This window comes from Streptomyces nanshensis (assembly GCF_001751255.1).
In the GTDB taxonomy this organism is placed as follows: domain Bacteria; phylum Actinomycetota; class Actinomycetes; order Streptomycetales; family Streptomycetaceae; genus Streptomyces; species Streptomyces nanshensis_A.
Genome location: NZ_LJGW01000377.1, coordinates 134,171 through 159,865 on the forward strand (window position 1 = coordinate 134,171; position 25,695 = coordinate 159,865).

The 25,695-nt window shown below is 70.2% G+C and carries 26 protein-coding genes; 23 read left to right on the forward strand and 3 right to left on the reverse strand.

Going from position 1 to position 25,695, the window contains the following annotated elements:
• Positions 1–297: 297 nt before the first annotated feature.
• Together AN218_RS22955 and AN218_RS22960 are read left to right on the forward strand one after the other, a co-directional pair.
• The gene (locus AN218_RS22955) at positions 298–2,088 is read left to right on the forward strand and encodes a hypothetical protein (protein ID WP_216311795.1); all 1,791 of its coding nucleotides are present in this window, start codon (positions 298–300) and stop codon (positions 2,086–2,088) included.
• A 328-nt stretch (positions 2,089–2,416) separates the two neighbouring features.
• A complete protein-coding gene (locus AN218_RS22960) occupies positions 2,417–2,866 on the forward strand; it encodes a hypothetical protein (RefSeq protein ID WP_070018787.1) in 450 nt (149 codons plus the stop codon).
• Between the two features lie 82 nt (positions 2,867–2,948).
• Here AN218_RS22960 and AN218_RS22965 read toward each other — a convergent pair whose 3' ends face one another.
• Entirely contained in the window at positions 2,949–3,854 is a 906-nt protein-coding gene (locus tag AN218_RS22965; protein WP_141747672.1) for a hypothetical protein, read from the reverse strand.
• A 595-nt stretch (positions 3,855–4,449) separates the two neighbouring features.
• Here AN218_RS22965 and AN218_RS22970 point away from each other — a divergent pair.
• The 9 genes from AN218_RS22970 (at position 4,450) to AN218_RS23005 (ending at position 12,369) form a co-directional block, all read left to right on the forward strand.
• Positions 4,450–5,031, forward strand: a complete 582-nt coding sequence (locus AN218_RS22970; protein ID WP_070018788.1) for a hypothetical protein — start codon at positions 4,450–4,452, stop codon at positions 5,029–5,031.
• A gap of 48 nt (positions 5,032–5,079) precedes the next feature.
• Positions 5,080–5,472 carry a cupin domain-containing protein gene (locus AN218_RS22975; RefSeq protein WP_070018789.1) on the forward strand — a complete coding sequence of 131 codons (393 nt, stop codon included), beginning with the start codon at positions 5,080–5,082 and terminating at the stop codon, positions 5,470–5,472.
• Positions 5,473–6,858: 1,386 nt separating this feature from the next.
• On the forward strand, positions 6,859–7,224 hold the full coding sequence (locus AN218_RS22980; RefSeq protein WP_070018790.1) for an SH3 domain-containing protein: 366 nt from the start codon (positions 6,859–6,861) through the stop codon (positions 7,222–7,224).
• A gap of 443 nt (positions 7,225–7,667) precedes the next feature.
• Positions 7,668–8,384, forward strand: a complete 717-nt coding sequence (locus tag AN218_RS22985) for a haloacid dehalogenase-like hydrolase (protein WP_070018791.1) — start codon at positions 7,668–7,670, stop codon at positions 8,382–8,384.
• Positions 8,381–9,724 (forward strand): MFS transporter, encoded by a 1,344-nt coding sequence (locus AN218_RS22990; protein WP_070018792.1) that lies wholly within the window; start codon positions 8,381–8,383, stop codon positions 9,722–9,724. Before AN218_RS22985 ends, AN218_RS22990 begins: the two co-directional genes overlap by 4 nt.
• A 182-nt stretch (positions 9,725–9,906) precedes the next feature.
• Complete coding sequence (locus AN218_RS22995) at positions 9,907–10,281, forward strand: hypothetical protein (RefSeq protein ID WP_070018793.1); 375 nt, start codon at positions 9,907–9,909, stop codon at positions 10,279–10,281.
• A gap of 92 nt (positions 10,282–10,373) precedes the next feature.
• On the forward strand, positions 10,374–11,732 hold the full coding sequence (locus AN218_RS36180; protein ID WP_070018794.1) for a hypothetical protein: 1,359 nt from the start codon (positions 10,374–10,376) through the stop codon (positions 11,730–11,732).
• Between the two features lie 176 nt (positions 11,733–11,908).
• A complete protein-coding gene (locus tag AN218_RS36980) occupies positions 11,909–12,070 on the forward strand; it encodes a hypothetical protein (RefSeq protein WP_171908766.1) in 162 nt (53 codons plus the stop codon).
• The gene (locus AN218_RS23005; RefSeq protein ID WP_070018795.1) at positions 12,067–12,369 is read left to right on the forward strand and encodes a WhiB family transcriptional regulator; all 303 of its coding nucleotides are present in this window, start codon (positions 12,067–12,069) and stop codon (positions 12,367–12,369) included. The genes AN218_RS36980 and AN218_RS23005 overlap by 4 nt, the downstream gene beginning before the upstream one ends.
• A 93-nt stretch (positions 12,370–12,462) precedes the next feature.
• On the opposite strand, the gene AN218_RS23010 is transcribed toward AN218_RS23005, so the two are convergent.
• Together AN218_RS23010 and AN218_RS23015 are read right to left on the reverse strand one after the other, a co-directional pair.
• Positions 12,463–13,740: a helix-turn-helix domain-containing protein gene (locus AN218_RS23010; protein WP_070018796.1), complete on the reverse strand. Its 1,278-nt coding sequence runs from the start codon at positions 13,738–13,740 to the stop codon at positions 12,463–12,465.
• Between the two features lie 594 nt (positions 13,741–14,334).
• A complete protein-coding gene (locus tag AN218_RS23015) occupies positions 14,335–15,045 on the reverse strand; it encodes a GntR family transcriptional regulator (RefSeq protein ID WP_070018797.1) in 711 nt (236 codons plus the stop codon).
• 641 nt (positions 15,046–15,686) lie between these two features.
• On the opposite strand from AN218_RS23015, the gene AN218_RS23020 reads away from it, so the two are divergent.
• The 12 genes from AN218_RS23020 to AN218_RS23080 all read left to right on the forward strand — a co-directional run bounded on the left by AN218_RS23020 (position 15,687) and on the right by AN218_RS23080 (position 25,687).
• Positions 15,687–15,944, forward strand: coding sequence for a WhiB family transcriptional regulator (locus tag AN218_RS23020; protein WP_070018798.1), 258 nt, complete (start codon positions 15,687–15,689; stop codon positions 15,942–15,944).
• 439 nt (positions 15,945–16,383) lie between these two features.
• Complete coding sequence (locus AN218_RS36985) at positions 16,384–16,551, forward strand: hypothetical protein (protein ID WP_171908767.1); 168 nt, start codon at positions 16,384–16,386, stop codon at positions 16,549–16,551.
• Between the two features lie 355 nt (positions 16,552–16,906).
• A complete protein-coding gene (locus AN218_RS38405; protein ID WP_420856005.1) occupies positions 16,907–18,427 on the forward strand; it encodes a DUF2637 domain-containing protein in 1,521 nt (506 codons plus the stop codon).
• 193 nt (positions 18,428–18,620) lie between these two features.
• Positions 18,621–19,685 (forward strand): hypothetical protein, encoded by a 1,065-nt coding sequence (locus tag AN218_RS23040; RefSeq protein WP_141747673.1) that lies wholly within the window; start codon positions 18,621–18,623, stop codon positions 19,683–19,685.
• A gap of 13 nt (positions 19,686–19,698) precedes the next feature.
• Positions 19,699–20,175 (forward strand): hypothetical protein, encoded by a 477-nt coding sequence (locus AN218_RS23045; RefSeq protein WP_141747674.1) that lies wholly within the window; start codon positions 19,699–19,701, stop codon positions 20,173–20,175.
• The gene (locus AN218_RS23050; protein ID WP_070018803.1) at positions 20,172–21,167 is read left to right on the forward strand and encodes a hypothetical protein; all 996 of its coding nucleotides are present in this window, start codon (positions 20,172–20,174) and stop codon (positions 21,165–21,167) included. The genes AN218_RS23045 and AN218_RS23050 overlap by 4 nt, the downstream gene beginning before the upstream one ends.
• Before the next feature lie 244 nt (positions 21,168–21,411).
• Entirely contained in the window at positions 21,412–21,675 is a 264-nt protein-coding gene (locus AN218_RS23055) for a hypothetical protein (protein ID WP_070018804.1), read from the forward strand.
• Between the two features lie 275 nt (positions 21,676–21,950).
• Positions 21,951–22,535 (forward strand): transglycosylase SLT domain-containing protein, encoded by a 585-nt coding sequence (locus AN218_RS23060; protein ID WP_070018805.1) that lies wholly within the window; start codon positions 21,951–21,953, stop codon positions 22,533–22,535.
• Positions 22,536–22,632: 97 nt separating this feature from the next.
• The gene (locus AN218_RS23065) at positions 22,633–23,178 is read left to right on the forward strand and encodes a hypothetical protein (RefSeq protein ID WP_070018806.1); all 546 of its coding nucleotides are present in this window, start codon (positions 22,633–22,635) and stop codon (positions 23,176–23,178) included.
• Between the two features lie 445 nt (positions 23,179–23,623).
• Entirely contained in the window at positions 23,624–24,049 is a 426-nt protein-coding gene (locus tag AN218_RS36990; protein WP_171908768.1) for a RapZ C-terminal domain-containing protein, read from the forward strand.
• A 93-nt stretch (positions 24,050–24,142) separates the two neighbouring features.
• Entirely contained in the window at positions 24,143–24,721 is a 579-nt protein-coding gene (locus tag AN218_RS23075; RefSeq protein WP_141747675.1) for a hypothetical protein, read from the forward strand.
• Between the two features lie 108 nt (positions 24,722–24,829).
• Complete coding sequence (locus AN218_RS23080; protein WP_070018808.1) at positions 24,830–25,687, forward strand: TIGR03620 family F420-dependent LLM class oxidoreductase; 858 nt, start codon at positions 24,830–24,832, stop codon at positions 25,685–25,687.
• Positions 25,688–25,695: the final 8 nt, after the last annotated feature.

The following is a 25,695-nucleotide window of genomic DNA, read 5'->3' on the forward strand; positions in this document are numbered from 1 at the left end:
CGGAGGTGACCACTTCGAACGTAGTTGGCATGGCCACGCAAGTGAGGTGGCCGTAGAGAGGTCGGGGGTCAGATGGTGACGGCAGAGAACTTCATCCAGGGGGAGCGCCCGCTTCTGCGCTGCCTGTCCGAAGGGCCGCCGGATGCCGCGCTCCCCGTCGACGAGATTCTCCTCGACAGCGGAGATCTCCCGGCCGCGCTCAAGGGCGCGTTGGTGATCGCTTCCCTGGAGAGCCACGCCGCTGACCACGTCGCACAGTACGCCGACCACCTCGCACAGCGGGGAGCCGCCGGCCTGGTGCTGCTGGCAGGTCCGGCGATGAGCTTCTCCCGCGTCCAACTGCCCCTCTACGCACCGGTGGGGAAGCCCCGCGACGGGGAAGAGCTCCGTTCGCGGCTCCAGCGCCGTCAACTCGAGGCCGTACGGATCCAGCTGGCCGTTGAGCGGGAGCGCACCGCCGCGGAGCGGGAACGCTCAGCCCTGTTCGCTGAACTGATCACCCGCACAGACAGGATCCGGCGTAACGGGGAAGGCCCGCAGGAACTGCTGCCGTGGCTGCAAGCCAAGACCGGCGCGGCCGTCGTGACGTTCATGAAGGCGGAGGGGGAGACACCGACGGCGTCGACGGTCCCCCGCCGGGTCGTGCAGAAGGTCGCGAAGGGACCTCTTCAGACGGGCACCAGCGATGAGAATGATCACTACAGCCTGTTGCACGCCGTGGGTGTGACTCCCCCGCACGAGGTTCTCGTTGCCTCACGGCGCTGCCGGGACGGCACGTGGAAGCCTCTTCACCGGGAGTTCCTCATGCTGGCTGCTGCACAGATCCGCCACCTCAACGAACAAGCCTCCAGCCACGGCCAGCTCGACGAAGAAACTCGCGCTGTCGGCCGTGCGCTGGCACTTCAGCAGATCATGCGGGGGGACATCCCCGCTGCCCGTCGCACTCTGCCGGACCTGCTGCCCGACCTCCTCAAGACGGAATGGGCACAGATCGGGGTCCTTCGCTGCGCGAAGGGCGAGGACCGCCGTCCGATCCGTGACGTGGTCGACCGCGCCCTGGACGGCCGTGCTCTCGTCGTGCTGTGCCCGGCGGAGCCAACCGACGTACTCGTTCTCCACCCGCGCAGCGCGCCCGGCGCCCTCGCCGATTCCAACAACACGGTGGAGATCGCCCGCACCCTGGCCCCGATCGTCTCCGCTCGCCCCGAGCGGTTGCTGGGTATCAGCCACCCCACCCCGTGGATTCGAGCTGTCCTGGGCTACGTCATGGCGGCGCAGCTGCTGGAGCGTGCGGCGGTGAACAAGAACCGCATCGCCGCTGACGCGGACGACAGCAACCTCCCGATGGCGATGGGCCTTCCCGACTGGGCACGGAACTGGGCCACAGGCGTCCTGGCCAAGTTGAACGGCCTGCCCGAGGGCGTACGTCACGAACTCGTGCAGACGGCGACTCTGACGATCATGTTGGGGCCGAAGCAGGCCTCGCGCCTTCTGGGTACGGACGAACCGGAGTCGGGGGGACATCCCCACCGCGTCACCGTCTCCCACCAGCTCACGCGCTTGGAGAAGCTGCTGGAGCTCGGGAACGAGCGCGTCGACCGCGCCGTCCTGCTGTTGGCCCTACAGCTGTCCGGGCTCGAAGACACCCGCGACCACCGCAAGCGCACGTTGCGCGAGGTACTTCACTCCGAGAAGGCTCAGGCTCACGCCCGTCGGCTGCTCGACGGGCTGACGCCGGAGCAACTGGAGTTGCTGACGGACTTCTTCACCCTGGGCCGGGCAGAAGCAGCTCGCCGGCGGGGCTGGTCAACCAAGTGGATCACCCGCAAGCGAGACGACATCGCGGCGGCGATCGGGCGGTCGCTGTCGAAGACTTCGCCGCCGTGGGGGACTTACGACGTGCTCCTCGCCCTGGTCAGTCACCCGGACACGACCATGTCAGCTGACCTGCTGCCGGACCCTGCTCCGAGCTGTGTCGCGTTGTTGCCGGGGGTCGTTCCTTCGTGGGAGGCGCCAGAGAGCGATTGGGAGGCGTTCTCGCCGAGGACGGCGTCGGGCGAGGATCCGGGCGCCAGCCTCGCCTCCTGAGAGCCGGCTCGTCACGTGACCCACGTCGTGGTGGGCCCTCGACGAGCTCGGGGAGCCCGGCGAACGCACCGCGTCGCAACTCTTCCTCATCTCCAGCGGTTGACGAGCACCGTGTCGACGGATGCGAGAACCGGTGAAGCTCGGCGGGGTCGAGCCCGACGACGCGACCCCTCCCCCGACGCGGGTCGCCGGCCCTTCCCCGCCAGCGGCAGCAGCTCAGTTCGCCCACCTGCTCGCCCCCGGGAATGGCACTGATCGTGGCCCTCTTTGGGGTGGAGCGCGAGCGGTTCCCTGACGGTGGCATCCCCCGGGACGGGATGCTGGGGGGATGGACGAGAGGCTGCTGAAACGGCTGGACGAGGCGTTGCACATCCTGGCTGAAGATCCCGGGCACCCTCCGCACCGCCGGGACCTCGAGGCGGCGGACGAGGACGTACTGAAGGTGGTCCTCTCCGCTGCCGAGCGGGCAATCCGCGCACGCGACCAGGTCTGGGCGCTGGCGGCGACGTTGGTGGACACCGACGTGCCGCTGGTGATCTGGCCTGCGCGATCTCTGGACGATCATCACGCCACAGGCGAAGAGGCTGAGCGGGAGGACGAGCGGATCCGGCAGCGTACCGCCGAAGGCGCCCGCAACCGCGCACAGTGGCGCCGCGAGAACCTGCGGATGGTTCAAGAGCACATGGACGAGCGCGAGCAGCGGCTCGACGAGGAGTTGCAGCGCGTGGACGATGAGGTCGCCGCTGGTCCACCGCCGCGCGACCGCATGGGCTGGTGAAGACGGCAGCACCGAGGCGGCGGACCTCCTGCGCGCGAGAACTCGAGCTGAGAGGGCGCTCGGAGGGGGACGGTCCCACGACTCACGATGCTCCCGGGTCTTCGGAGTCGATACGGCTCAGGCGCTCGTGCAGTGCGCGGCGTTGGGCCGCCTCGCGGGCGAGTGCCTGCCGATGGGCTGTGGGGTCACGGTGGGCCTCGATGGCTTCGCGCACGATCGCGGCCAGGACGTCGGGCGGCAGGGCCTCAGCCTGGGTGGTGGCAGTGCCGGAGAAGGAGCGCCGGTCAGTCGCCTTGGGCGGGGCGGTGGGCAGGTCGTAGGTGGCGATCTGCTCAGGTGTGACCGCGAGCCGCTCGAACTCGACCTCGGTGCCCGCGGCGGAGGCGAACGCGATCACGTCCTCGGCGAGCGAGCTGAACAGGTGTTCACCACTCGGGTCGTAGTCACCCAGATGCAGGACGACGGTCGCCCGTACGCCGGCTGCCGCGCGCAGGGCCGCGTTGTGCTTGCCTGTCAGGCCGTCGAACCCTCCTCCCGAGAAGCAGGCGATGCCGAACTCGGCGCCGATGCGTGCCAGTTGAGGCACCATGCCAGCGGTCTCGCACCACAACTCAAGGCGGACGGGCTGCCCGGCCTGGCGGTCGATGCGGTAGTCGGCGACGGACGCGTCCACGAACGCCCAGAAGTCCTCGGGGCCGGCGAACGCGGGCGGGGCGTCCACGGCGATCTGCGTATCGTCCCGGATCGCGTCCCAGGGGATGCGGCCGGAGCGGCGGGCCATCCCGACGTACTCGCACATCCGCTTGTACTCGCGCTCCGTCTTAGTGAGTACCCCGTCGCTCAAGAGCACGTAGAACAGTTGGCGGAGGGAGACGGGCACGTTGTCGCGGTAGCGGTCGAGCACGCTCTCGACCGCCGCGAGCACCCGGAGAGTCTCCCGCTTGGGCCGCCAGCGCGGCTGCGGCCCACGAGGGCGTCTGTTCGGCATGGCTGCCTCCCCCTCCAGAGTCCGCCACGGTGTCCTTTTCCTCAAGAGCGTCCGGAGCGGGAACGTGGCCAGCGCGTTTGCAGCTCTCGGCGCTCCGGGTCGCGGTTGAGCCGGGCCGGACCGACGGCCTGCTGGTGCAGGGTCCGGCCCCGGAGCTGCTCATGCCATCGGGCCGTCTGCGCCGGATGCGCGCCAGGCCTGCTTCCCTCGGGCTCGCTGAACGGGTCTTCGACGTAGCGGACCGGCGCGGGTGAGGAGCGCGGTGCGGGCGTCCGCCGCCAGGTGGAGCTGGACCGAGACAAGCCCCGGACAGGAGCCGGCCTGTCCCGCCGGTCGCTCACCTCCGGGTGTTCTTTCCGCCTACTCTCCGTAATGGCAGGAGTGATGCTCATATACGTTGCCCTGCCCTGCCTCCGGCTGAAAATCAAAACCGGTTGGCCGGAAACGGGCTACCCAGCGGAAGTCCGAGTGCTACTCAAGGGAACGCCCGCTACGCAACGGAACACCTCGCGCTACGCAAGGGAACTCCCGCAGCGGCCGTGACGGCTTCTACGGTCCCTTCCAGACAGGCCAACCCCCTCTGTCTGGAGTTCTCATGGACCAGGACCAAGCCACGGTCGCCCTTCTGGCGGACCGCGATGTCGCCCCGCGGCTGACCCACTGGCTGCGGCAACGATCGGCGACCGCGGCCGGCTACGAGGTGGTCGACGTCTCCGAGATGGCAGGGCGCGGGCTCCTGCCTCGTCCCGCGCGTACTTTGATCAGCTATTTCCCGGATCCGGACCAGACGCGAGAGGTCATCTCTCCGTTGCTGGAGGCGCGGGTGCTGCCGGCCGGAGCGGTGTGGCTCCAGCTCGGCCCGATGGAGCTCCCCCGGGCGTACGGGTTCGCAATGCAGGCGCGGGCGGCGGAACTCCAGCTGTGGCACGCCCCGTATCTGCAGACTCCCGATCCGTTGGCTGATGAGCCCCCGATGGCCGTGGTGTGGGGGCCGATTTCCGTCACGAGCCGCGGACGGGTCGATGGACTGGTCCGGGCGCTCACCTCCCAGGCGGCGTGGTGCGGCCCGCTGGAGAACGCCCTGGAGACCCCCACCGCCTTCTCCCACGAAGCCGGGTTCGAGGGACTCGCGGACGCCGCACTGACGAGGCTCGATCCTCCCCCGCCACGTGAGTAGCCGATCCGCTTCCCGCCGTTCCCGCCCCTTCTGATCGAGGAGTTACTGATGACCGCTTCCACTGCCGGCTTCGACGTCGACTACCCCACCTCTCCCGCCGGTGACCCGATCGAACTTTCCGAGGGGATCACCGCCCACGTCCTGGTCTGGGGACGGACCGAGGAAGGAGAGCAGGTGCCCAAGGAGGCACGAGTCGTCTTCCAGCCCGGCGCAGTCTGGCCCGAGGCTGACGTCCACGCGGACAGCTGCGAGCTTGTCATCGTCATCGACGGCACTCTGGAAGACGAGAACGGCACCTACCCTCGCGGCACGCGCATCAGCGCACAGCGCGGCACCTCTCACCACCCGCGGTCCTCCGGCGGCTGCACGCTGCGCGTTCTCTACCCCGACGTCGTGGAGGTACAGCGCCCCGCTCCACCCGTTGCCGAGGGAGGCGCGTGATGAGGACGGCAGTCGCCTGCGAGCAGGACGCGCCTCGCCCCGGATGGGAGGCGCCGTCCTGCGGCGGCGATCACAGTGCATGTCGTAGGACGAGCTGGCGGCTCGACTCACGCGTCACCGGTATGCGGCAGCACGCCCGGCTGTTCGCCACGCTCCGCGCTCGAGGAGGCCGTGCTGCATTCCCCGTCAGCACCGCTCGCCTGTCAGGTCACAAGCCGCGAGGCACCCGGACCTCGGCCGAGGTCCGGGTGCCTCGCGGCTTGTGACCTGACAGGCGAGCGGTGCTGACGGGGAATGCAGCACGGCCTCCTCGAGCGCGGAGCGTGGCGAACAGCCGGGCGTGCTGCCGCATACCGGTGACGCGTGAGTCGAGCCGCCAGCTCGTCCTACGACATGCACTGTGATCGCCGCCGCAGGACGGCGCCTCCCATCCGGGGCGAGGCGCGTCCTGCTCGCAGGCGACTGCCGTCCTCATCACGCGCCTCCCTCGGCAACGGGTGGAGCGGGGCGCTGTACCTCCACGACGTCGGGGTAGAGAACGCGCAGCGTGCAGCCGCCGGAGGACCGCGGGTGGTGAGAGGTGCCGCGCTGTGCGCTGATGCGCGTGCCGCGAGGGTAGGTGCCGTTCTCGTCTTCCAGAGTGCCGTCGATGACGATGACAAGCTCGCAGCTGTCCGCGTGGACGTCAGCCTCGGGCCAGACTGCGCCGGGCTGGAAGACGACTCGTGNGGCGCCGTCACGGGCGGATGCGCTTACAGATGTGCCGACATCGCAGCCGGCGGGAGTCCCTGAGGTTCGCCAGGGTCCCCAAGAGGGCCATGTCGGGCGGGATCCGCACCGCTTACGTGGCCTGACGCGGCTCTTAGCCGTGTGATCGCGTGGCGCGTCTGACATCTCGCTGAGCGAGTTGCCGCCGAATCTTGTCGCAGGGACTTCGGCCACTCAACTCCCCTTCAGCGGAGCGATGTCACCGACGGGCGCGGGGCAGCCGGAACCGTCGCAGTAAGAAATTTGGCGCCGCCTACCCCGCGCCTCCACACCGTATGGGCTCTCCCGCGCTCATGCGACCCCATCGCCTCGTCGTCCGTATCCGGACCATTTTCGGGTCCACGAAGGGCAGTCCCATGCAGCACCATCCGCACCACCAGCCACTCCGAGCTCAGCCTTGCCGGTGCAGCGCCACATCCCTGCCGGCTGCGCAGCCGCTTGCGATGACACGGCGATGGTGACGGCCCGCCCACTGAACATCGGAAGCGCCGTGCAGCGCTGCGTCCTGGGCCGCCCCGCGGCCGCCCGGCCTCGCTGGGGCCACGCAACCGGCGGCCCAGCCAGGTCTCCACTCACTTCCGTCCGGAGATACCGGGCGGATTACCCGAAAGGCTCATCATGACAACCCGTTTCGCTCAGCGGCTGGCCATAGCCGCGGCCGTGCCCGCCCTGCTCGGCGGCGCGATCGCTGTCGCTCCCTCCGCCGCGGCTGAGGAGCACAGCCCCGTCACGGTCAAGCGGATCCTCGACACCGAGAGCTGTCACGGCAAGAACAAGAACATGGACATCAGCAAGAACAACGTCCAGTTGCGGAAGGGGCCGGACACGTCGTACGCCTCGAAGGGGTCGCTGCGGAAGGGTACGAACTTCCGGTACTACTGCACGTACCGACCCGGCACGTTGATGGCCTGGTACTACGGCAAGGTCACCTCCGGCTACCACTCCGGCACCAAGGGATGGGTCCGGGAAGACATGGCCCGCTGACGTCCCTGAACCGCTCAGCACCTCATGGCCAGCACGGCCCGGGATGACGACGCCGAATCTTGTCGCAGGGACTTCGGCACCGTGCAACTCCCTCTCAGCCGTGCGCCTGGCGCGGGCGGCCGGACCGTCGCAGAGCTACGCGCCGGCTGCCCGCGCCCACTTCGTTGAGCGGATCTCGCCCCTCACCCGTGATGCTCCGTCGTCGCCGTCGTCGGCAGGCGTTCTTTCAAGGAGAGTCGGATGGCTGATCCCGCCCCCCTCAACTCGCTGCACGAGTACCGCTCCGTCCAACCGGCTAGCGGCCGCACCCGCAGTCGGCACGGTGCTCTTGTGCACCACGCAGGTGTGCTCGTAGCGGCGCCGTCTCACGCCCGCCGGGCGCGCTCCGCGCAGATTCGTTTCGTCCCCGGTCTGGCCGAGCCGCCTCTTCGTCGGGGTGCGGCATGAACCAGCGCTTTCTGCACGTCGTCGGCTTCGACCACACGTTCTGCCCTTCGACATCCTCATCGGTGCAGCTCGGCCTCGCGGCGGGATGCCACCACGAGGTGCTGTGGCTCGAAGCTGCCCTCCGCCGTGGGGAGATGACGGCGGCTGAGTTCGCCGCACGGACCCACGCGTTGTGGTCCGAGCCGCGGCGCCGGCTCACACCTGAGCACGTCGCGGAGGTCTTCGACCGCGCGCCGTGGATCGACGGTCTCGACGAGGTCCTGGAGGATATCCGCGCGCGCGGTGAGTTCAGCGTCCTGGTCACGATGAGCCCGGACTTCGTCGCGAACCTGCTGCAGCACCGCGAAGGTGAAGCCGGCGGCTTCGACTCCGTCATCGCTCAGCCGTATCCCGCGCTCACCGACACCGGTTTCGCGGGGCCCTTCGACAGGGCTACGGCCCTGGTCCCGGCGGACAAGCCCCGCCTGGTCGCTGAGCTGCGCCAGGAGTTGGGAGTCGAGGTCGAGGCGGTCGTCTCCTACGGCGACTCGCTCCACGACATCGCCGCGGGCTATTGGTCCGTGGCGGTCAACGCACCACAGGCCGTTCAGGACGCAGCCGATGCCAGCTACTCGGGCGGAATGAGCTGCGACTTCTGGGCTGTCTACCAGCTGGGGCGTGGACTGCTGGAGTACCGCTGGGCAAGTCCGCGCCCCACGAGGCCGGTCTCGTGACGGCCACTCCTGCCGCCGAGGGCGCCAACTCCGGCTGGGGCGCGGTACTTCGTGCGCGTCACGCCCGCCACCTGCTCACCTCCACTCTGATCGGCCGGCTGCCGCAGGGCATGATGGTCATCGTCATCGTGCTCGCGGTCCGCGCGGACGGCGGCAGCTACTCCTGGGGTGCCGAGCTCGCCGCTGCCTACGGGCTGGCGTTCGCGGCCGGGCAGCCGCTGCTCGGCCGGGTGGTGGACTATCACGGGCAGACGCTGCCGATCGTCGGCGGAGCGCTCATCGCTGCCATGGCTTCCGCAGTCCTGGCTATGCCCGGGGTGGTGCTGAGCGCCGCGGCGATGGTTCTGGTGATCGTCGCCGGTGTGAGCTCGCCGCCGCTTGAAGGGTCCATGCGCGTCCTGTGGCGGACCCTGGTCCCCGCACACCGTTTGCCGTCTGCGTACAGCATCGACAACGCCGCGCAGGAGATGGCCCATGTGGTGGCACCGCTGGCGGTTGGCGGAGCCGTCACCCTCGGCGGGCCGAACGCCGCGCTGATGACGATGGCTCTCCTGGGAGTCGGCGGTGCAAGCGCCATGGCCGTCTCACCGCCGTCCCGGGCCTGGCGGTCCCGCCGGCGATCCACCGGAGCGCTGGGCGCGCTGCGCCTGCCGGGTATGGGGCTCTTGCTGCTCACGCTCGTGGCCGTGGGCGGCAGCGTCGGCGCGTTCTTCGTCGGCGCGAGCATCGCCTCCGAGCAGTTGGGGGCTGGGTGGGTCGCGTGGGCAGCGCCGATGACGCTGAGCCTCGGCGCGATCGGCGGCAACGCCCTGTACGGGCCACGCCAGTGGACGCTGTCGGTTCGCCGCCAACTCATGCTGGCTGCCAGCGGATTCGCTGCTGGATGGGTTCCGCTCACCTTCGCCTACAGTCCCGCGACGGCGATCTTCGGCGCCTTCCTTGCCGGCATCCTCTTCGGCCCGCTGCAGACGATCGCCTTCCAGGCGATCGATCTGCTCGTCCCGCGCGACCTGATCACCGAGGCCTACAGCTGGCTTGTCGCTGCCATCGGGATCGGGATCTCGTGCGGCAGCTACCTGGCCGGGGCTCACTCCATGCGCCTGGGGACGATCCCGCTGCTCGCGGGCCTGCTCACGGCGCTCCTGGCCCGCACCCTCAACCGCCCGCTTCAGCGGGCAGAAGACCCCGCTGCGTCCGCCTGGTCCCGGGCGCGGCGGTCGACGGAGACTCCCGCTCCCTCGTCGGTCTCCGTCCGCGCCCGAGCCGGCCACATGGGGGTGTGGACCGGCTCGGGCGCACCCCTCGCACGGGTCCGCCGCTACTACCGCAGGAGGCACTGATGCCCTCCGCTGCGAAGCAAGCCGCCCTGGACCACAGGAAGTTACTGGTCACGGCATGTAAGGATCATGTGATGACGATTTTCGAATGCGTGTTCGCCAGTGCGCCGGCGTCTCGGTCCGGCCGTCGGGCGACCCCGCGTCAACTCTCCCTACAGCGCCGCCTCGTGAGCCGGTGATGCCCCGTGAGTACCGAAGAGACCGAAGAGTTCAACGACGTCGACGAGCCGGAGTCCGCGGAGCCCGGGACCGCGACGATTCAGCCGGCGCGGACGTGGCCGCAGTACAACGTCGACCGCGCCCGCGCCGAGCTGATCGCGATGGAGATGCTCCTGCGGGGTGCGTCCCACTTCCGGGTCCGGCAGACCACCAAGCTCTCGAGCCGGAACGTGCGGCGGCTGGCACAGCTGCTCGCTGAGGAGGCGATGGATCCACCGGCGCCACGGAACGTGTGCCGCCGTCCGGTGCACTCCGGGGGGCAGCCGTATCAGCGCAAGACCGGTGAAGCGGACGCTGAGAGCCCGGCCGAGCCGGAGCAACTGGCACTCCTGCCGGAGTAGTTCCGGCGTAGCTGAGCCGCTCTGACCTCTGCCCTTCAGGCCCGTGCGCCGCCGCGGGTCTACTTCGTGATCTCAAAAACTTTCGGACACAAATGACTAATAGGCGCAAACCGCACATACCGAAGACGGCTTCGAAGGTCCCGGAAAGCGAGCAGTGGATCTCCCGCACCAGCGGGCGCATCGCGTCCGACGGCTACTCCTGGATGCAGGCGGTGCACTGGGCCCACGACCGCGGGGCCTACCTCGTCGGCCGCTCGCACGGCCCCCGGCGGATCGGGCGGACGACGCTGCGCCTCGCCCAGGAGCTCTCCCGTCTGACGCCCTGCCGGCCAGGCGTCGACTACCTCGCTCGCGTGCTGCACATCTCCCCGCGCACCGTGAAGTACCACCTGGGGATGCTGCGGGAGACGGGCCTGATCGCCTACGAGAGAAAGGGCACCCGCGTCCGCGGGAGAGGCGGCAGGGCGAGCGAGTTCCTGCGCACCATCCCTGCGGCCTTCGACGAGGCGCTCGGTGTGCGCACCGGTCCCTCCGAGCGCCTCATCCGCTCGGTGCGCGGCATCTCCGCCGGCGGTCGGCCGGTGATGAAGCGACTCGGGGCGAAAGCGCGGCGGCGCGTGCCGCGGCGGTCTGCGCGTCGCACGACGCGTGCTACGTCGGCGGCAGCTCGTTGCACCCCAATGGGGGTGGGTTCCGGTAGTTCTTCGAGTGCGGGTGGTATTCCCCCTGAGAGCAAGCTCGTGGGCGTACGCGGCCGGGACTCCCCGGCACGAGCCGGTGGGGCTGTTCCTCGTCGGCGGCTGAACGCAGTCGGGCGGCGCTACCAGCTCGCTGCGCAGCTCGTGGAGTCCGTCGACTGGCTCCACCGCGCGTCCGTTCCGCGGATCGCCTGGATTGTGCGGTGCGTGGCCGACGCCGGCTGGACAGCCGCCGAAGTGATCGCCCTCCTCGACCACGTACCCGCTCCCTGGCCCGTACGCCGCCCGTCCGGCTTCCTCGCCCGCCGTCTCAAGGGGGCTCACCTGCTGTACGACACGCCTGCCAAGCGTGAGGCTCTCGTGGCCGCCGTGGCCGCGCACCGCCAGGTCGCCGAGACCGAGCAGCACGTGCCCGTGGTCACCGAAGGTCCCTGGCGGCAGCCGGACAGCCCCGCCGTCACGCGCCACGTCGAAGCGGTCTTCGCCCGGTTGCGGCAGGACGACGACGGTGACGCCCTCGAGGCATTCGCCGTCGGTGAGGACGGCCTGGTCGACCTCCACCAGCTGTCGACCGACGAGATCATCGATCTGCGCGCCGCCGCACAGAAGGATCCCGCCCTGATCCGGACCGCCCTCGCCGAGTACGGCGAGGCCTACACGCGGCGGCTGTTCACCCGTGCCCTCGTGGACCAGGTCGAGCGCCTGAGCAACTGCCGTCAGCTCGCCCTGCACTGCCTGGGAGGCCGGCTGTGATCCGGCATGACACCGCCGCCAGCGATCCCAAGATCTGCGACCTGCCGGCGAGATCTCGACGCGGCGCTCGCGACGGCAAGCGGCGGCACTTACCGACGGCGCGCCCCGCCGGTGCTCCAGCTCCCGACGACTGACCGCACGCCCATCCCGAACAACGCGAAAGGACAGCTCATCTCATGAAACTCACAGCTCAGAATCCTCCCGGGCCTGGCCTGGAGCCTCCGCCGCGTCGCACCGCCTCCACCATCACCGACCCCGAGCTGGAGGCACTGTACGCCGAGCGCGACGGGTTCCGTTGGCTGCTGGTCATCGCCCTGATACGGGGAGCGTCGAAATGAACACACCGATCCGGCGCGAGTACGACGTCCTGCCGTGCATGACGACTGATCCCGAGGTCTTCCATGACGACGCCACTGTCGGACTGGCGAAGTCACTGTGCCTGTCGTGCTCGCTGTGGGACCTGTGTCGGTCCCAGGCCCGTGAGCGCCGGGAGTGGGGCACCTGGGGTGCGGAGACAGCTGCGGAGCGCGCGGCGGCAGGCTATGCGCCGCGGGGCTGGCGGTGGGATCGGCCGCAGCAGCAGAGCGGAAAGAGGAAGAGGACCAGGAAGACCCCGGCCGGGAAGAAACGCGGCTGACGTCTTCCCGGCTGGCACGCCCATTCCGCGGCCCGGGCAGGCCCCGGCTTATTGCGGTGCGCCGGGGCGGTCCCCGCTCCGCCGCGGTGATGGTCACCTCGCCATCTGCCGGGCCGACCGCAGGACTTGGTCGACGCGGCAGTGGGTGTAGAGGCGACGTGCATAGGCCTCTCCCGCGTGGTCCAGGGCGAACCGGACCAGGCTCGCATCGCGCGCTGCTTCAGCCCGCAGCGTGAGTACGGTCTCCGGCGGCAGGTCCTCGAGCGCTGGCGGCGGGGCCGCGTCATCGACGTCGCAGCTCCCGCCCGCGTCGGAAGCCGGCCGGTGAAGCGCCGCCGTGAGAGCAGCATGGACCTGCCTGCGCACGTGCGCGCTGGCGGGGGGCCGCCAGGGGCCGTCCCACTCGGCGTGCCGCGCGGCCGCGGCCCGAGGGGAGTCGCGCCACGCCTCCACCGTGCGGGCACGGCTGGCCGGATCGGTCCAGCCCGGCATCCCCTCGGCGTTCTTCAGCCTGTAGGCCAGCAGACCTGAGGGACGCACGACCCTGCGGGGCGCATCGGTCGTATCCAGGAATGCTCGGACCTCGTCCGTGGTCCATCCCGCGTCGGCCACACGTCGGATGACCCAGGCGATCCGCGGGACCGACGCCCGAGCGAGCCATGGCACGCTCCTGATCAGCTCGGCGGCCATCCGAAACCGGCGGCCCACGGCGTTCACCCGGCGGGCCCGCCGGGAGGTGATCTGCTTTCGAGCGGGATGGCCGTCTTCCCCGCCGAGCTTGTCCTCAGGGGGAAGCGCCGTAGGGCCCGCACCGGAAGAGGAAGAGCAACCATCCTGCATTGGGGTGCAAAGGCCCCTGGCCGACCGCGACGTGGACGTCCTGGACCTGGGGCGGCGCCGACGTGCCCGACGGCGGGCCCGCTTGCCCAGCTTCGCGATCTCCTCCCGGTGCTCCTCCGCGATCCCCACCGGCCGTCGTTCCCGCGCAGGCTTGCCGTCGTCGATCACCGTCCGGATTCCCAGGGCGCGGTCGAACGCCACCGGGATCGTGCGCAGGAACTCGCTCGCCCTGGCGACGCCACCGCGCAGCCGCGTGCCCCTGGCCACGTACGCGATCAGCCCGCTCTCCCGCAGGATCTCCAAGTGGTACTGGACGCTGCGCCGGGACAGGCCAGTGAGCTGGATCAGGCGTCGGAGCCCGGGTCGGCACGGCGTGAAGTCGCCGAGGACTTCGGCGAGTTGGATCGTGGTGCGGTTGAAGCGGGGGCCGTGGCGGCGCGCCGACTCGTGAAGACCGGCGCCGTGCATCCAGTGAACGGCCTGCATCCACGCGTACCGATCGGTCGTGACCCGGCCGGCCGTGGTGGCCATCCACTGCCGAGCCGGTGCCACGCGCACAGCATCGTCCTGCGCCGCTGCCGAGTGGGCAGCGGGGCGCGACTCGCTGCTCACTGCGCACGCGCCTGCGCAGGCCGGGTTCGGGACATGTGGCATCGGCGCTCCCCTGCGATCTGGGGAGCCGCACGCAGCGCATCACTCAGCGAGAAGGGACGAATCAGCGCCTGGCGCTGGTCCGCTTGAGAGGCGTCCTTATGCTGTGTGAGGTGAGCCCTGGGACTGGCAGGTCGAGGGGTTCACGCAGCAGCGTCCGCGCTGCATACGACTCTGAGGCTTTGCTGGCTGGAGTCGTTACTTGGACGGCCGCCTCTGTGAGCGCAGAGGCGGCCGTTGTCTTACGGGAGTGGTCGGGTCACAGAGTGCTGTGTGGGGCCGGGCCGGGCCGTACCTACGGTGCCGGTCGTGGTTGTTCGCCGGAGGCGGCGTGCTGGAGCGGTGCGACTGGGGAATCCGGAGTACCGGTACTGGTCGTCGTCCGCGTGCTCAGCGGGGTGCACGGACCCAGGCGATCGTCGGGGCTGGGCTGAGCGGATGGCCAGATCGTACATGCGGCGGCGCCGGCCAAGATCAAGGCTCCCTTCCGTACACGATCCGGACCCTGTCACCTCGGGTGATGGCGACCGTGACGCCAACCGGCTCCTCATCCGCGCCACGCCGAATCCGGGCGTGCTGGGACACCGGAGTGCCAGGGAGGTCTTCGAGCTCAAAACTTGCGACCTCCTCGATTGCCGGCATCCGGGTCGTCACCTCCTGCTCCTCATCGTCCGCCGACGTGCCATCCCGGGTGGCCTCATCGGGCTCGGTGACCGAAGCGCCGGCACCTCCCTCGTCAAGGGCGTAGTGGAAGAGGAGTTGAACGGGCTCGCCGTCCACACAACGCAGCTGACGGCTCACGGCAACCGGTGTTCCCTCGTCGACGTTCAGCCACCGCGCGACGTCCGCATCCGCTTCCTCCGTCGTGGTACGAGGATCGAACGCCGAGGGAATCCGCCCCTGAGCCAGGACCTGTCCCGCCCAGTCGGCGTGACCGGTGTCCGGCCTCCACTCGAGGTAGTCGTACGTACGGACGAAGACACCGAGCCCCTGTCGCCCGACGAGCACACCGCCGTCCTTGAGCAAGGTGATGGCGTTGTAGATCACCTTTTCGCTGACCTGGAATTCGCTCGCAAGCTTCGCAGTGCTCGCGAGCTGGCCGCCTGGCGCGTAATCGCCTGAGGCGATCTGCGCCCGGATGGCGGCAGCGACCCCCCGAGCGGTCTGTGGTTTTGGCCGCGTCATGGGACCGGACCATAGCGCAGCTTCCCATCGGAGGTCATAGCCGGGCACTGGACGCCAAGGGCCGCTCCCCCACGGCTTCAGCGCCACACCGAAGCCCGTTCTTCCCCTCGGAAGTTACATCACTTCCGAGGGGAAGTGTTGACGTGCCTCCGAGTGCGGTCTACGGTCGTGGCACTTCCGATGGGAAGTACGGCTGCGGCCGGGCGTTCCCCGGTTCGCAAGGTGCCCCTATGCCCCTTTCGGTCCGAACTCTCGTTGCAACGCGCCTCGCTGCGGCCGACGGAGTTCGTACGCGCCGTGCTCGTTGTCAACTCCACAGCGCGATCCACGCCTGAGCCGCGGACCTGCAACAGGTCTGCGAGGCGTGGAGACCAGTCGGTGAGAAGAACAGACCTCGGGGTCACACCCAGGGCGCTGCCGACACCGACTCAAAGCACCCGTGCGGAAACACCTTCGCGCCGCCATGACCTCCGGGACGGATCTCCCCGGAGCGAGCGAGACCCGCACGTACGAGATGAGGTCCCTATCCACCGTTGCTCCCCGCTTACGTAGCGGGGAGCAACGCGCACATCCCACTGCCGCGATCCGTCCGTATCGCCCGTATGGGCACGTCCGGGTCGCCATTCGATCAGGAGGTTGCCATGGACTGGCGCCATAACGCCGTGTGCCGTGAGGAAGACCCCGAGCTGTTCTTCCCCATCGGCAACACCGGCCCCTCGCTGGTGCAGATCGAGGAAGCGAAGGCCGTCTGCCGCCGCTGCCCCGTCATGGAGCAGTGCCTGCAGTGGGCCCTGGAGTTCGGCCAGGACTCAGGTGTCTGGGGCGGCCTGAGTGAAGACGAGCGCCGCGCGATGAAGCGCCGCGCCGCCCGCAACCGAGCACGGAAGAACAGCTCCTGACGCGCAGATCACAGCGCCGTCGACCTGCCAGCGGCCGTCTCGGCGAACAAGCCCCGCTAGATCCGCGGCCCCGCGCGCGTGCAGGCGCATCGGGGCCGCGAACAGCAACCACCCCGGATCTCGCCAGATCTCAATGGAGTTGATCGCGTGAACAGCACTCTGCCTGATGGTGCGCCCGTCCAGGTACCCGGCCTCGCCGCGACGAGGAACGCCGGAGGCCTGTCGTGAGCGCACTCAGGTTCCTCTTCGCCGACCGCTCGCGGCACGGGGTTTCCGGCCGTGGCGACACCATGGGCCGGCCCCACCGGACCCCTCAGGCTGCGGACCGCGCGGGCTGGAGGCAGTACGACGCCACCGACGGATTCCGGCCGGGCAAGTCCCGCCGCCGGGGGTTCCTCCGGAGGCGCACGTGAGCGGCCGCCAGCGCACCGTTCGAGGCGTGGCTTCCGGCGTGATCCGGGCCGGCCGTCTCACCAAGCCGGCTCCCGGCCCGGCCATGGCGGGATCAGAGCTCAGGCCCGTACGCCGGCGCCAGGGCACGACCTCGCCGCCGACGGACGGGGCCGTACTGCTCGAACCCAGCGACGAGACGGCCACCGGCGGGTGAGGCGTGAGGCGGCCCCGGACGAGTGCCGGGCTGCGGCGCAGGCCGGGGCCACCGGCTGCAAGCAGATTCGCCAGCCAGGGGCGCCTGGTCCCTCATGACCACGGCGTCTCCGGCATCGCCAGCTCCGTCCGCCACCGCCGCGGTCCGGCCACGCGGCCGGAGCTGGCGCGGCCCCGTCAGCAACTCGCGGGGACGGCAGAACCCCGTTGTCCCCTCTGCGTCTCCGCCGCTCGGAGCCGCCTTGTACAGGAGAAGTACGGTGACCAGCACTCCCCCTGCCACATCCCCGGCGGCCGCGGCCGACGAGCCGGACCGGCCGCCGCTCAATAAGGCGCAGCGCGCGATCGTCGGTGTCGTGGTCGGCGGCGCGGTGGTGATCGCCGGTATCGGCTTCGCCGGCTCGTACGCGGCCGTACGGGACCTCGCGATCCGCAAGGGTTTCGGGGCGTTTGCCCACGTGTTCCCGCTCGGCCTCGACGCGGGGATCCTTGTCCTGCTCGCGCTGGACCTGCTGCTGACCTGGCTCCGGATGCCCTTCCCCGTGCTGCGGCAGACCGCGTGGCTGCTGACCGGCGCGACGATCGCGTTCAACGGTGCCGCGGCCTGGCCCGACCCGCTCGGGGTCGGCATGCACGCCGTCATCCCGGTCCTGTTCGTCGTGACGGTCGAGGCCGCCCGGCACGCCATCGGCCGGCTGGCCAACATCACCGCCGGCCGTCACATGGAGCCGATCCGGTGGATCCGGTGGCTGCTGTCGCCGTTCCCCACGTTCACGCTGTGGCGACGGATGAAGCTGTGGGAGCTGCGCTCGTACGACCGGGTCCTCGAACTCGAGCAGGAGCGCCTCGTCTACCGGGCCCGCCTGCGCTCCCGATTCGGTCGCCTCTGGCGCCGCAAGGCTCCTGTCGAAGACCAGCTGCCGCTGAAGCTCACCCGCTACGGCGTCCCGCTCAAACGCGGCAGGACCCTCGCGTCGGCCCCTCCGCCGACACCGCGCGACGCCCTGGACACCCACGTCGCCGACGCCCTCGCGCTCACCTCGACCGCGAACGCAGCGCCGGCGCCCTCCACGGGTGAAGTCGTCAGCCGTCCTTCGCGGCCCGTGAACACCGGCGCCGGACAGGCGCCCGCGGCACGCCCGGCAAGCGTGAATCCGACGGCCGAGCGTGAACCGGGCACCGTGAATCCGGATGCCGGGCGCCGCGTGAACCCGCCGGTTCACGCCCCGGCCAACGGCCCCGTGAACGGTTCACGCGTGAACCCTTCACGGCCGGGCGTGAACGGGGCTGCGAGCGGGGCCAATTCACGCATGAAGCCGTTCACGCCCACCGTGAACGGCGCCGCCGTGAACCTCGTGAACTCTGTAAATCAGCAGGTCACGAGCACCGTGAACGGGTTCACGCCGATCGCGTGGCCGCGTGAATTCACGCGTGAAGCCGAGACCGTGAACCGGCAGGACTGGAGCGTGAAACACCCGGTGCATCTGCGTGTGCCCCAGCCGGCCGACCGTGAACCGGGCGACGTGAACGGCGCCGGCGGCACCGTGAACCCGGAACCGGACGAGGCCGTGAACGAGGACCGCGACGGCCGTGAAGAGGAGAGCGTGAACGACCGCGCCGTGAATTCACGACGGACGGCTCGCGCGTACGCCGCGAAGAAGCCGGAGCCGAGTTCGGTTCGCGCCACCCTCGGCGCCCCGAGACGGGAGGCGGCGGAGCGGGCCCAGGCGGCTGCCGACTTTCACGCCGCGAAGAAGGCGAACCCGAACCTGACGCAGAAGGACTTCGTGAAGGGCTACGGCCGCTCACAGCCCTGGATGACCAAAGCCCTCAAGGAGGAGGCGGAACGCCAGGCCGAGGCGGCCGCCGATGGCTGAGCCGAACCGCGAAGACCCCCGCACGTCCTGTCCGGGGCCGGGCGGACAGCCCGGCCCCAGAACTCAGGCCAGGCCTGCGGCAGGGCCGCTGACCTGCCACGACGCCGACCACAACGAGAAGTTCATACAAATGCTGATCCACCTCGCCCTCCAGGGCGAGCGGATCACCGGAGCCTCCGAGGAGGGAGGGACCATGACATCCGCAGACGAGCAGAGCGACCCGTTCCACACCCCGCTGCCGGACGAGGCGCCCCCACCCCCGGCGGCCGCCGAGGCAGCGGGCCGGGACGGTGGCCAAGCGCCGGCACCAGCCCCGGCCGACGCGCCGGTAGATGGTGTAGATGCGCAGGTCAACACCATGGAGGAAGGGACTCAGACTCCCCGGGGGAGCGGGGCGGAACGTGTCGCTCCGCCGATGCCGGCCTCGCCGCCCGGGACGCCGGAGAACGCCCCGGAGTGGTGGCGCGGCTCCCGGGACGAGCCGAAGAGCGCGCCTGCTGCGGGCTCGCCACGCGAGTCCAAGCCGGGCTGGTGGGACCGCCTCTACAAGGACCAGGACGCGGACCTCGACACCTACACCGGGCACGTCCTGACCGTGCCAGCCGACGGCGAACCGGTCCTCATCGAGGCCCGGAAGGACTCTGAGCCCGAGGTCCCGGAGCCGGATGAGGCCGCAGCCGAGGAGCCCGCCGCACGCGGCCCGGCCCTCGGTGTTCACAGGCCTCAGCCGACGCTCCGGATCCGTACGCCGACGGTGAAGCGGTGGCGTCCCACCAGGTTCTGGCGCGTCATCACCTTCAACGGGACCGCCGCAGCGGCCGGCAGCGCCATCGGCCTGAACGCCTACTTGAGCCAGTTCCCGCCGGCCGCTGTCACCGCCGCCGGCGGACTACTCGGGGCGGGTATGGCGCTCGCCGGAGGCGTCACGGCGTGGAAGGCCGCGGGAAGCGACAAGCTCGCGCCGTTCGTGCCGTTCGGCGCCCTGGGCCGCCTCGGCGCGGTGTTCCTCTCGGCCGAGGTCGGACGTCAACTCGGGCAGGCGTTCCTGCCGCATACCTCCGACACGGTCGCCCGCTACGTCGGCCTGAGCCAGACCGACACCTCCCTGCTCGTTGTCGGCCTCACCATGTGCGGCGCCTCGGGCTGGCTGGTGTGGCGCACGCGCTACGGCGGCCTGCTCAAGCGCTGGCTGGCGCGCGTCCCGCTGGCCACATCCCTGCTCGTCTGCGCGCTGTACTCCAGCGGCCCCGTCATCTGAAAGGCCTCACTCCGTGATTCCCACGAACACCGTGCTCGCCGCCCCGTCTTCTGGCGGCGCCAGCCTCACCCAGGGCCTGGGAGCAGTCGGTCTCTCGTCCCTCGCGGCCGCCGGTTTCATCGTCCTGATCATCGCCATCCGCAACCGCTCCAAGCTCACCAGGAAGTACGTCGAGGACCGCCGCTACCTCGCCGGGCTCGCTGCCGTGATAGGCGTGCTGTTCACCATCGCCGGGGGCACCTGGCGGATGATCGCCCAGGGCACCCACGACCTGGCGACTTCGACCCTCACCGATCCGAACATCGTCGCCGGAGTCTCCCCGGCCGGCATCGCCTTGATCCTGACCACCCTGGCCTTCCTGCCCGAGTGGCAGAAGCGTCTCCCCCCGGCGTTCTTCGGCCTGGGGGCGGGCGTCTCCTGGGGAGTGGCCGGTGCCTTCTGGGGGATCCTCTTCAAGGTGATCGGCGCGATGCTGGAGAAGCTCGCATGAAGGGGCTGCTGAAGGAGATCAGTATCCCGTTCCAGGGCATCAGGCAGGCCCCGCGGCTGCTGCTCGTCCCGCTGATGACCGGGTCGCTCCTCATCGCGTCGTTCGGGCTGCGCAGGGTGGCCCTGGTCGTCAAGCTCGGCTGGTTGGCGGCCGTGAGCCTTGATGCTTCGCCGGTGAAGACCGCCCCGCCCCTACAGGGGCAGGGCAGCGCGCCCGCCGAGGATGGGGCCGCAAGCGCGTCGGGGCCGGGCACCAGGGTCTCCAAGAGGGCGGCTCGGGCCGCCGCCGACGACGCGATCGAGCGGATCGGTCTGGGCTGCCTGATCCTCCTGTTCGTCCTAGCTGTCATCGCGGGGCTGATCTGGCTGTTCATGTGGCTCGTCTGGCCGCACATCGCACCGTTCGTGCCGCTCGGCGTCGCCGTGCTCGGAGTGGTGTGGGTGATCGCCGCGTGGATGGTCGCTCCCCCGCTGCAGGAGCCCACCCCCCGAAACGATCATGAAAAATCTGCGGGGGAGCAGGGGCAGGAGTCCGACCAGGACCGGTTCGCCCGCGAGCTCGTTCGGTTCATCGTCGTAGCCGTCCGGGATGCTGCGCCGGAGCACGGCGTTCACATCGCCGAGCTCCTCGAGCGGCTTCAGACGGAGGCCAGGGGCTTCGGCGGCTGGGATCAGCCTCGGCTGCGGGAGTGGTGCACCGCTGTCGGGATCCCCGTCAGCAGGACCCTCCGGGCCAAGGGGAAGGGGCCCACCTGGGGGGTCCGTGCCGAGGAGCTGCAGGAGGCGTTCGGCACCTCTCTGGACGAGGCCCTGGAGGCCCTCGACCGACCTGCTGTCCCGGCCTCGTCGGAGCGGCCCGCCGAGCGCGCTGCCACCCCCGTCCAGGCCGAGGAAGCGGGCCCCGCCGAGGCCCCCGTGCCGGCCGGGTACAGCGCCCCGGATCAGCCCCACCTCCACGCTGTTCCCGACTCCTCCCCCGGCGTCGTGGCGTGATCCGGCCCTGTGGGGGTGCAGATGGCATCTACACCCCCATCTACCAGGGCATCTACCGCTCATCTCACCCCCGTCGACGGCCCGTCGACACCTCCGTCGACGGGCCGTCGACATCGCGCACGGGGCGTGCCCTGCCCACGACAGTGACCTCACCCGGCGGCGAGAAAGAGCCGAGGTGAGTCCGCGGACACTGTCTGTGCCCTCTACGATCCGGGTGACCACCGATCGGATCAGGAGGGCGTCCGTGCCGTTCACATACAACTGCCCTCGCTGCGGCACGGCCTCCCGCCCGTACGTCTTCCGCTCCGGCGCGGAAGACCACGGCGTACGCCACCGCCGCCGGCGTCATGACGGCGACTACCCCGTGCGCGAGTACATCCAGCGCATCGCGTGGCGCTACGCGTTCGCCCGCGCTGCCGCCTGGCGGCCCTCCGGAGGCGACGCCATCGCCGCGGCGGCCGCCGGGCTGCTCGTCCTCTGGTGTCTCTGGCACGCGCTCACGAACTGACCCACGGACCGCCCAGCACGCCGAGCTGCCGCAACCCGCTCCCCAGCTCCATGGTCCCCGCCCAACAGGCCGGCACCCGCGCGCGCATCCCTAAGAACTGAAACCGCAGGGCCCAGACCACCCGGTCTGGGCCCTCCTCATGCGCCGACGCCCCCAGCGCGACGAGCCGTCGGCCCCATCTCGCACGCACAAGGCGCGCCCGGAGACACCGGGCACGCCTGCGACTCACGGAGAAGAGAATGATCAAGGAAGCTCGACACCACAGTGCGTGGACCATGAACCGTCCCGCATCGCTGCCCCGCACGCGGGCTGCCAGCGGCGCCCTGCTGACCGTCGTCGCAGCTCTGGGAGCGTCCGATAGCCCCGCGCAGGAGCCGGCGGCGCCGTCGACACCGAACAGCGCACACGCTGACCGCGCGAGCGCCGTCGACCGGCACCGTCCGGACCACCAGGTGAGCAGGGCAGGGAGCCGAGCCGGTGCCCGCACTGCTCCCGGGGAGGTCCCGAAGCGGAGTGCTGCCCAGGCGAAGCCGTACTACCCGGACACGCTGGACGGCTGGATCAAGCAGGCACGGGACATCATGGCCGTGAAGCACATACCCGGCTCTCACGCCGGCATCAAGCGGAACATCCTGCGGGAGTCCGGCGGCGACCCGAACGCCATGAACGACTGGGACATCAACGCCCAGAAGGGCACCCCTTCGAAGGGCCTGCTCCAGACCATCCAGCCGACCTTCGACGCGTACCACGTCGACGGCACCTCCAAGGACATCACCGACCCGGTTGCCAACATCGTGGCCGCCTGCAACTACGCGGCGGACAAGTACGGGTCGATCGACAACGTCAACGGGCCGTACTGACCACCCCCGACTCAACATGAGCTGAATGACACGCATAGCTTGTTAATTAGCTCGCATATAAGTAAATTATGTGCCACCTCTTCGGAAGGACTCGTTCATGCGTTCCAGTGCTCGGCCGCTCCTCCTCGTGACCGTGGCGGCCGCGGGCCTCGCCCTGACCGCCTGCGGCAGCGGGCCTGTCGACCAGGGCGTCGTCGTCAGCAAGCGAGGGCACCACGCCCACTTCGCCCCGGACAGCAACCAGCGCCCCCGCCCGGGCTGCCGGAGCATCACGACGAACATCGCCCCCCACATGCAGCGCAAGCTGCCGAAGCCGGGCACCGGTTCCGCCTCCAAGCCGCGGGGGACCGAGGCACAGCCCGCACGCAAGCCCCGCCGCTCGGTCACCACGCACCCCAAGACCCGGCCGGGCGCCCCGTCACGTGACCGCTACGACCGCCGCAAGCCCCTGCGGAAGGTGCACAAGTGCCCCAAGCACCGCCACGGTTCGGGCTACCACCTGCGGCCCGCGAGCTGGGTGATCCGCCTGAAGAACCCCGCAACGGGTCACGAGCAGTCCTGGCAGGTGAAGAAGGACATCTACGACAAGGCCCGCCCGGGCCACCCCTTCGACCTGCGGCGCTACAAGGAGTCCCGGCGCTGATCCAGAACTCCGGCGGACGAGACCGCACGGCCTCGCGGGGCCCGGCCCGATCCCGGGCCCCGAGCCCGCCTCACACCCGCCACGATCTCGACGCAGATCCGGAGGCCCTTGCCCGTCTCCTGGCCGAGGAATGGCCGACCGGGACCTTCGGCGGTTCCCGCCCGCACCAGCGCCGCACGAGCCCGCCGTACGCACCGGTGTCCAACCCCGTCACCGAGAACCAGGCGGCCGAGAACTACGACTCGCTCGCCGACGCCATCGGTGCGCCCCGCAAGCCGCGAAGGCACCCGGGCCCCGTACGCGTGCCCGCTTCGGCCCCCGGCACGGCCGCCTCTGCCCACAGGGCAACCGGCTGACCCTGCTCGTGCCGGGCGTCCAGCCCTCACCCCGCACCACGCCGCTCAAGCCGTCTGCGGCGCTCCTGTCGATGAAGGGATCCGGCACGATGCACAGCCCCGACATCCGCATCATCCCCTTCGGTTACGCCTACGGGCGCGCCCCCGAAGCCGACATCACCCTCGACCTGCGCGGCACCGCCGACGGCTCCTGCGCCTCGTTGCGTCACCTGACCGGCGAGGCGGCAGCCGTTCGAAGAGCCGTACGCCGCTCGCGCGGCATGAAGCGACTCCTGCGAGCCGCCTTCCGGACGGTCCGCGCCTACCAGAACGCGTCTCACGAAGCTGCTGCGCCACTGGTCATCGCGATCGGCTGCGCCGACGGCCAGCAGGTCAGCGTCGCCGCCGCGCATCTCCTGGCTCGCCGGCTTCGACGGCGCGGCATGACGGTCGACGCCTCGCCCCGCGACGTCGCACCGATGCGGCACCGGACGCAGAACAGCGGCGCGCAGCGCCTCCAGCCCGCCTCTTCTTAGCCCCGCCCACCGCTCGCACGCCGGTCGTGCTCAGGCGAGCGGCTTCAACTCCCGCAGTTCCACCGCGACATGACCATCGACGAAGGAGAAGCGTTGACTGCCATCCGCCCCGGGCACGCCGTGCCGGAATCCGCTCTCGCCGACCTCGCAGGCCCCGCCAGGCAGCTAGCGGACGAGGCCGGGGAGTTCACCGCCGGCCTGATCAGGCGGCGTCCGGTCACCGAGGAGTCCCGCGCGCTCCTGGTCCTGGCCGAGGACGTCCACAAGCACGCGAGTCGCGTCGACGAACTCCGCCGCGCCTACCCCGACCCCTCGGGGCAGAGCGACCCGCTCGCTGCACCGAGCGCCGACGAGGTCCTTCCTGTGGCTACGACCCGGCTGAGCCGATACGAGACCTGCGTCCTGGAGCCGAGCGACTTCCGCTACGACAACTACGTCGTCTACATCACCACCCGCGGCAACGGCCGCTGGCTCGTCCAGCACGGCGAGCGCAGCCTGTCCGCCGACCTCACCTGGTCCAAGGGCCTCCACCCCTACGGCCGCCCCGGCTGGGAGAAGGCGCACCTCTTCGACTTCGAGACCGCGCGGGCTCTGGCGGAGCAGGCCGCACCGCACGTCGTCGCGCACGGGGTCTCCGCAGCGGCCGCTCTGGCGGGCGAGTCCTGGAGGTGAGGCCAAGAGCCGTGCGCGGCCGCGCACGGCGCCGCGCGCAGTATCCACAGCCGCCCTCCGAACAATGTGCCGGTAACGGATGAACTTCAATGAACAGGTGGGAACAGCATGAACACTGCGATATCAACTGAACTGGGTGACTTCGGCGTCCTCAGCTGCATCGGACGAAGGCCCCCTGCGGAGCAGGCCGCCGCCGCACGGCGCTGGGAGGCCGCAGGTGCGGAGACGATCTGGCTCGGCGGCAGCAGCGTGCTCTGGGAGACCGAAGCGATCCTCGACGCCACCACGCCGCAGGTGACGGTGGGCACGGCGATTCAGAGCATCTGGGACTGCACTCCGCAGGTCACCGCAAGCCGCTTCGCGTCGCTGGAGGAACAGCATCCCGGGCGGATCCTGCTCGGTCTGGGGGTCAGTCACCAGGAGACCACGCCTGCCTACCACTCTCCCTGCGAGGTCATGGCGCAGTACCTGGACGCGCTGAATGAGGCCGGCGTCCCGAAGGAACGCCGCATCCTGGGCGCACTCGGACCGCAGATGCTGGATCTGGCACGCCAGGAGGCTGCTGGAGCGCTGCCGTATCTGGTCACGGTCAATCAGGTCTCCCACATGCGAGAGCGGCTGGGCGATGCCCTCCTGGCCTGCGAGCTCGGCGTCGTCCTCGAAACCGACCCCCAGCGCGCCCGCGAGCTGGCCCGCCAGGACCTCCAGATCTACCTCCAGCTCAGCAACTACCGGCGCTCATGGCGTCGTGCGGGCTTCCTCCCGGCCGACCTGGCCGACGGCGGCAGCGATCACCTCGTGGACAGCCTCTACGCCTGGGGCAGCACCGACCAGATCCGCAACAGGATCGACGCGCTCCGGGCAGCGGGAGCCCACCACGTGGCCGTCCAGCTCATCACCGGCAGCCATCACACGCAGCTGCCCGACCCCGCCCGGGAGCAGCAGCTGACGGCCCTGTTCACCTGACGACAGCT

Bases quoted from the DNA above. Each gene is read 5' to 3' on its own strand.
- AN218_RS23040 (WP_141747673.1), top strand. From the start codon at position 18,621: ATGACATCCGCAGACGAGCAGAGCGACCCGTTCCACACCCCGCTGCCG.
- AN218_RS22980 (WP_070018790.1), top strand. From the start codon at position 6,859: ATGACAACCCGTTTCGCTCAGCGGCTGGCCATAGCCGCGGCCGTGCCC.
- AN218_RS22975 (WP_070018789.1), top strand. From the start codon at position 5,080: ATGACCGCTTCCACTGCCGGCTTCGACGTCGACTACCCCACCTCTCCC.
- AN218_RS23060 (WP_070018805.1), top strand. From the start codon at position 21,951: ATGAACCGTCCCGCATCGCTGCCCCGCACGCGGGCTGCCAGCGGCGCC.
- AN218_RS23080 (WP_070018808.1), top strand. From the start codon at position 24,830: ATGAACACTGCGATATCAACTGAACTGGGTGACTTCGGCGTCCTCAGC.
- AN218_RS22985 (WP_070018791.1), top strand. From the start codon at position 7,668: ATGAACCAGCGCTTTCTGCACGTCGTCGGCTTCGACCACACGTTCTGC.
- AN218_RS23065 (WP_070018806.1), top strand. From the start codon at position 22,633: ATGCGTTCCAGTGCTCGGCCGCTCCTCCTCGTGACCGTGGCGGCCGCG.
- AN218_RS23005 (WP_070018795.1), top strand. From the start codon at position 12,067: ATGAACACACCGATCCGGCGCGAGTACGACGTCCTGCCGTGCATGACG.
- AN218_RS22965 (WP_141747672.1), bottom strand. From the start codon at position 3,854: ATGCCGAACAGACGCCCTCGTGGGCCGCAGCCGCGCTGGCGGCCCAAG.
- AN218_RS36180 (WP_070018794.1), top strand. From the start codon at position 10,374: ATGACTAATAGGCGCAAACCGCACATACCGAAGACGGCTTCGAAGGTC.
- AN218_RS22970 (WP_070018788.1), top strand. From the start codon at position 4,450: ATGGACCAGGACCAAGCCACGGTCGCCCTTCTGGCGGACCGCGATGTC.
- AN218_RS23010 (WP_070018796.1), bottom strand. From the start codon at position 13,740: ATGGCCACCACGGCCGGCCGGGTCACGACCGATCGGTACGCGTGGATG.
- AN218_RS36990 (WP_171908768.1), top strand. From the start codon at position 23,624: ATGCACAGCCCCGACATCCGCATCATCCCCTTCGGTTACGCCTACGGG.
- AN218_RS23050 (WP_070018803.1), top strand. From the start codon at position 20,172: ATGAAGGGGCTGCTGAAGGAGATCAGTATCCCGTTCCAGGGCATCAGG.
- AN218_RS23015 (WP_070018797.1), bottom strand. From the start codon at position 15,045: ATGACGCGGCCAAAACCACAGACCGCTCGGGGGGTCGCTGCCGCCATC.
- AN218_RS36980 (WP_171908766.1), top strand. From the start codon at position 11,909: ATGAAACTCACAGCTCAGAATCCTCCCGGGCCTGGCCTGGAGCCTCCG.
- AN218_RS23020 (WP_070018798.1), top strand. From the start codon at position 15,687: ATGGACTGGCGCCATAACGCCGTGTGCCGTGAGGAAGACCCCGAGCTG.
- AN218_RS22960 (WP_070018787.1), top strand. From the start codon at position 2,417: ATGGACGAGAGGCTGCTGAAACGGCTGGACGAGGCGTTGCACATCCTG.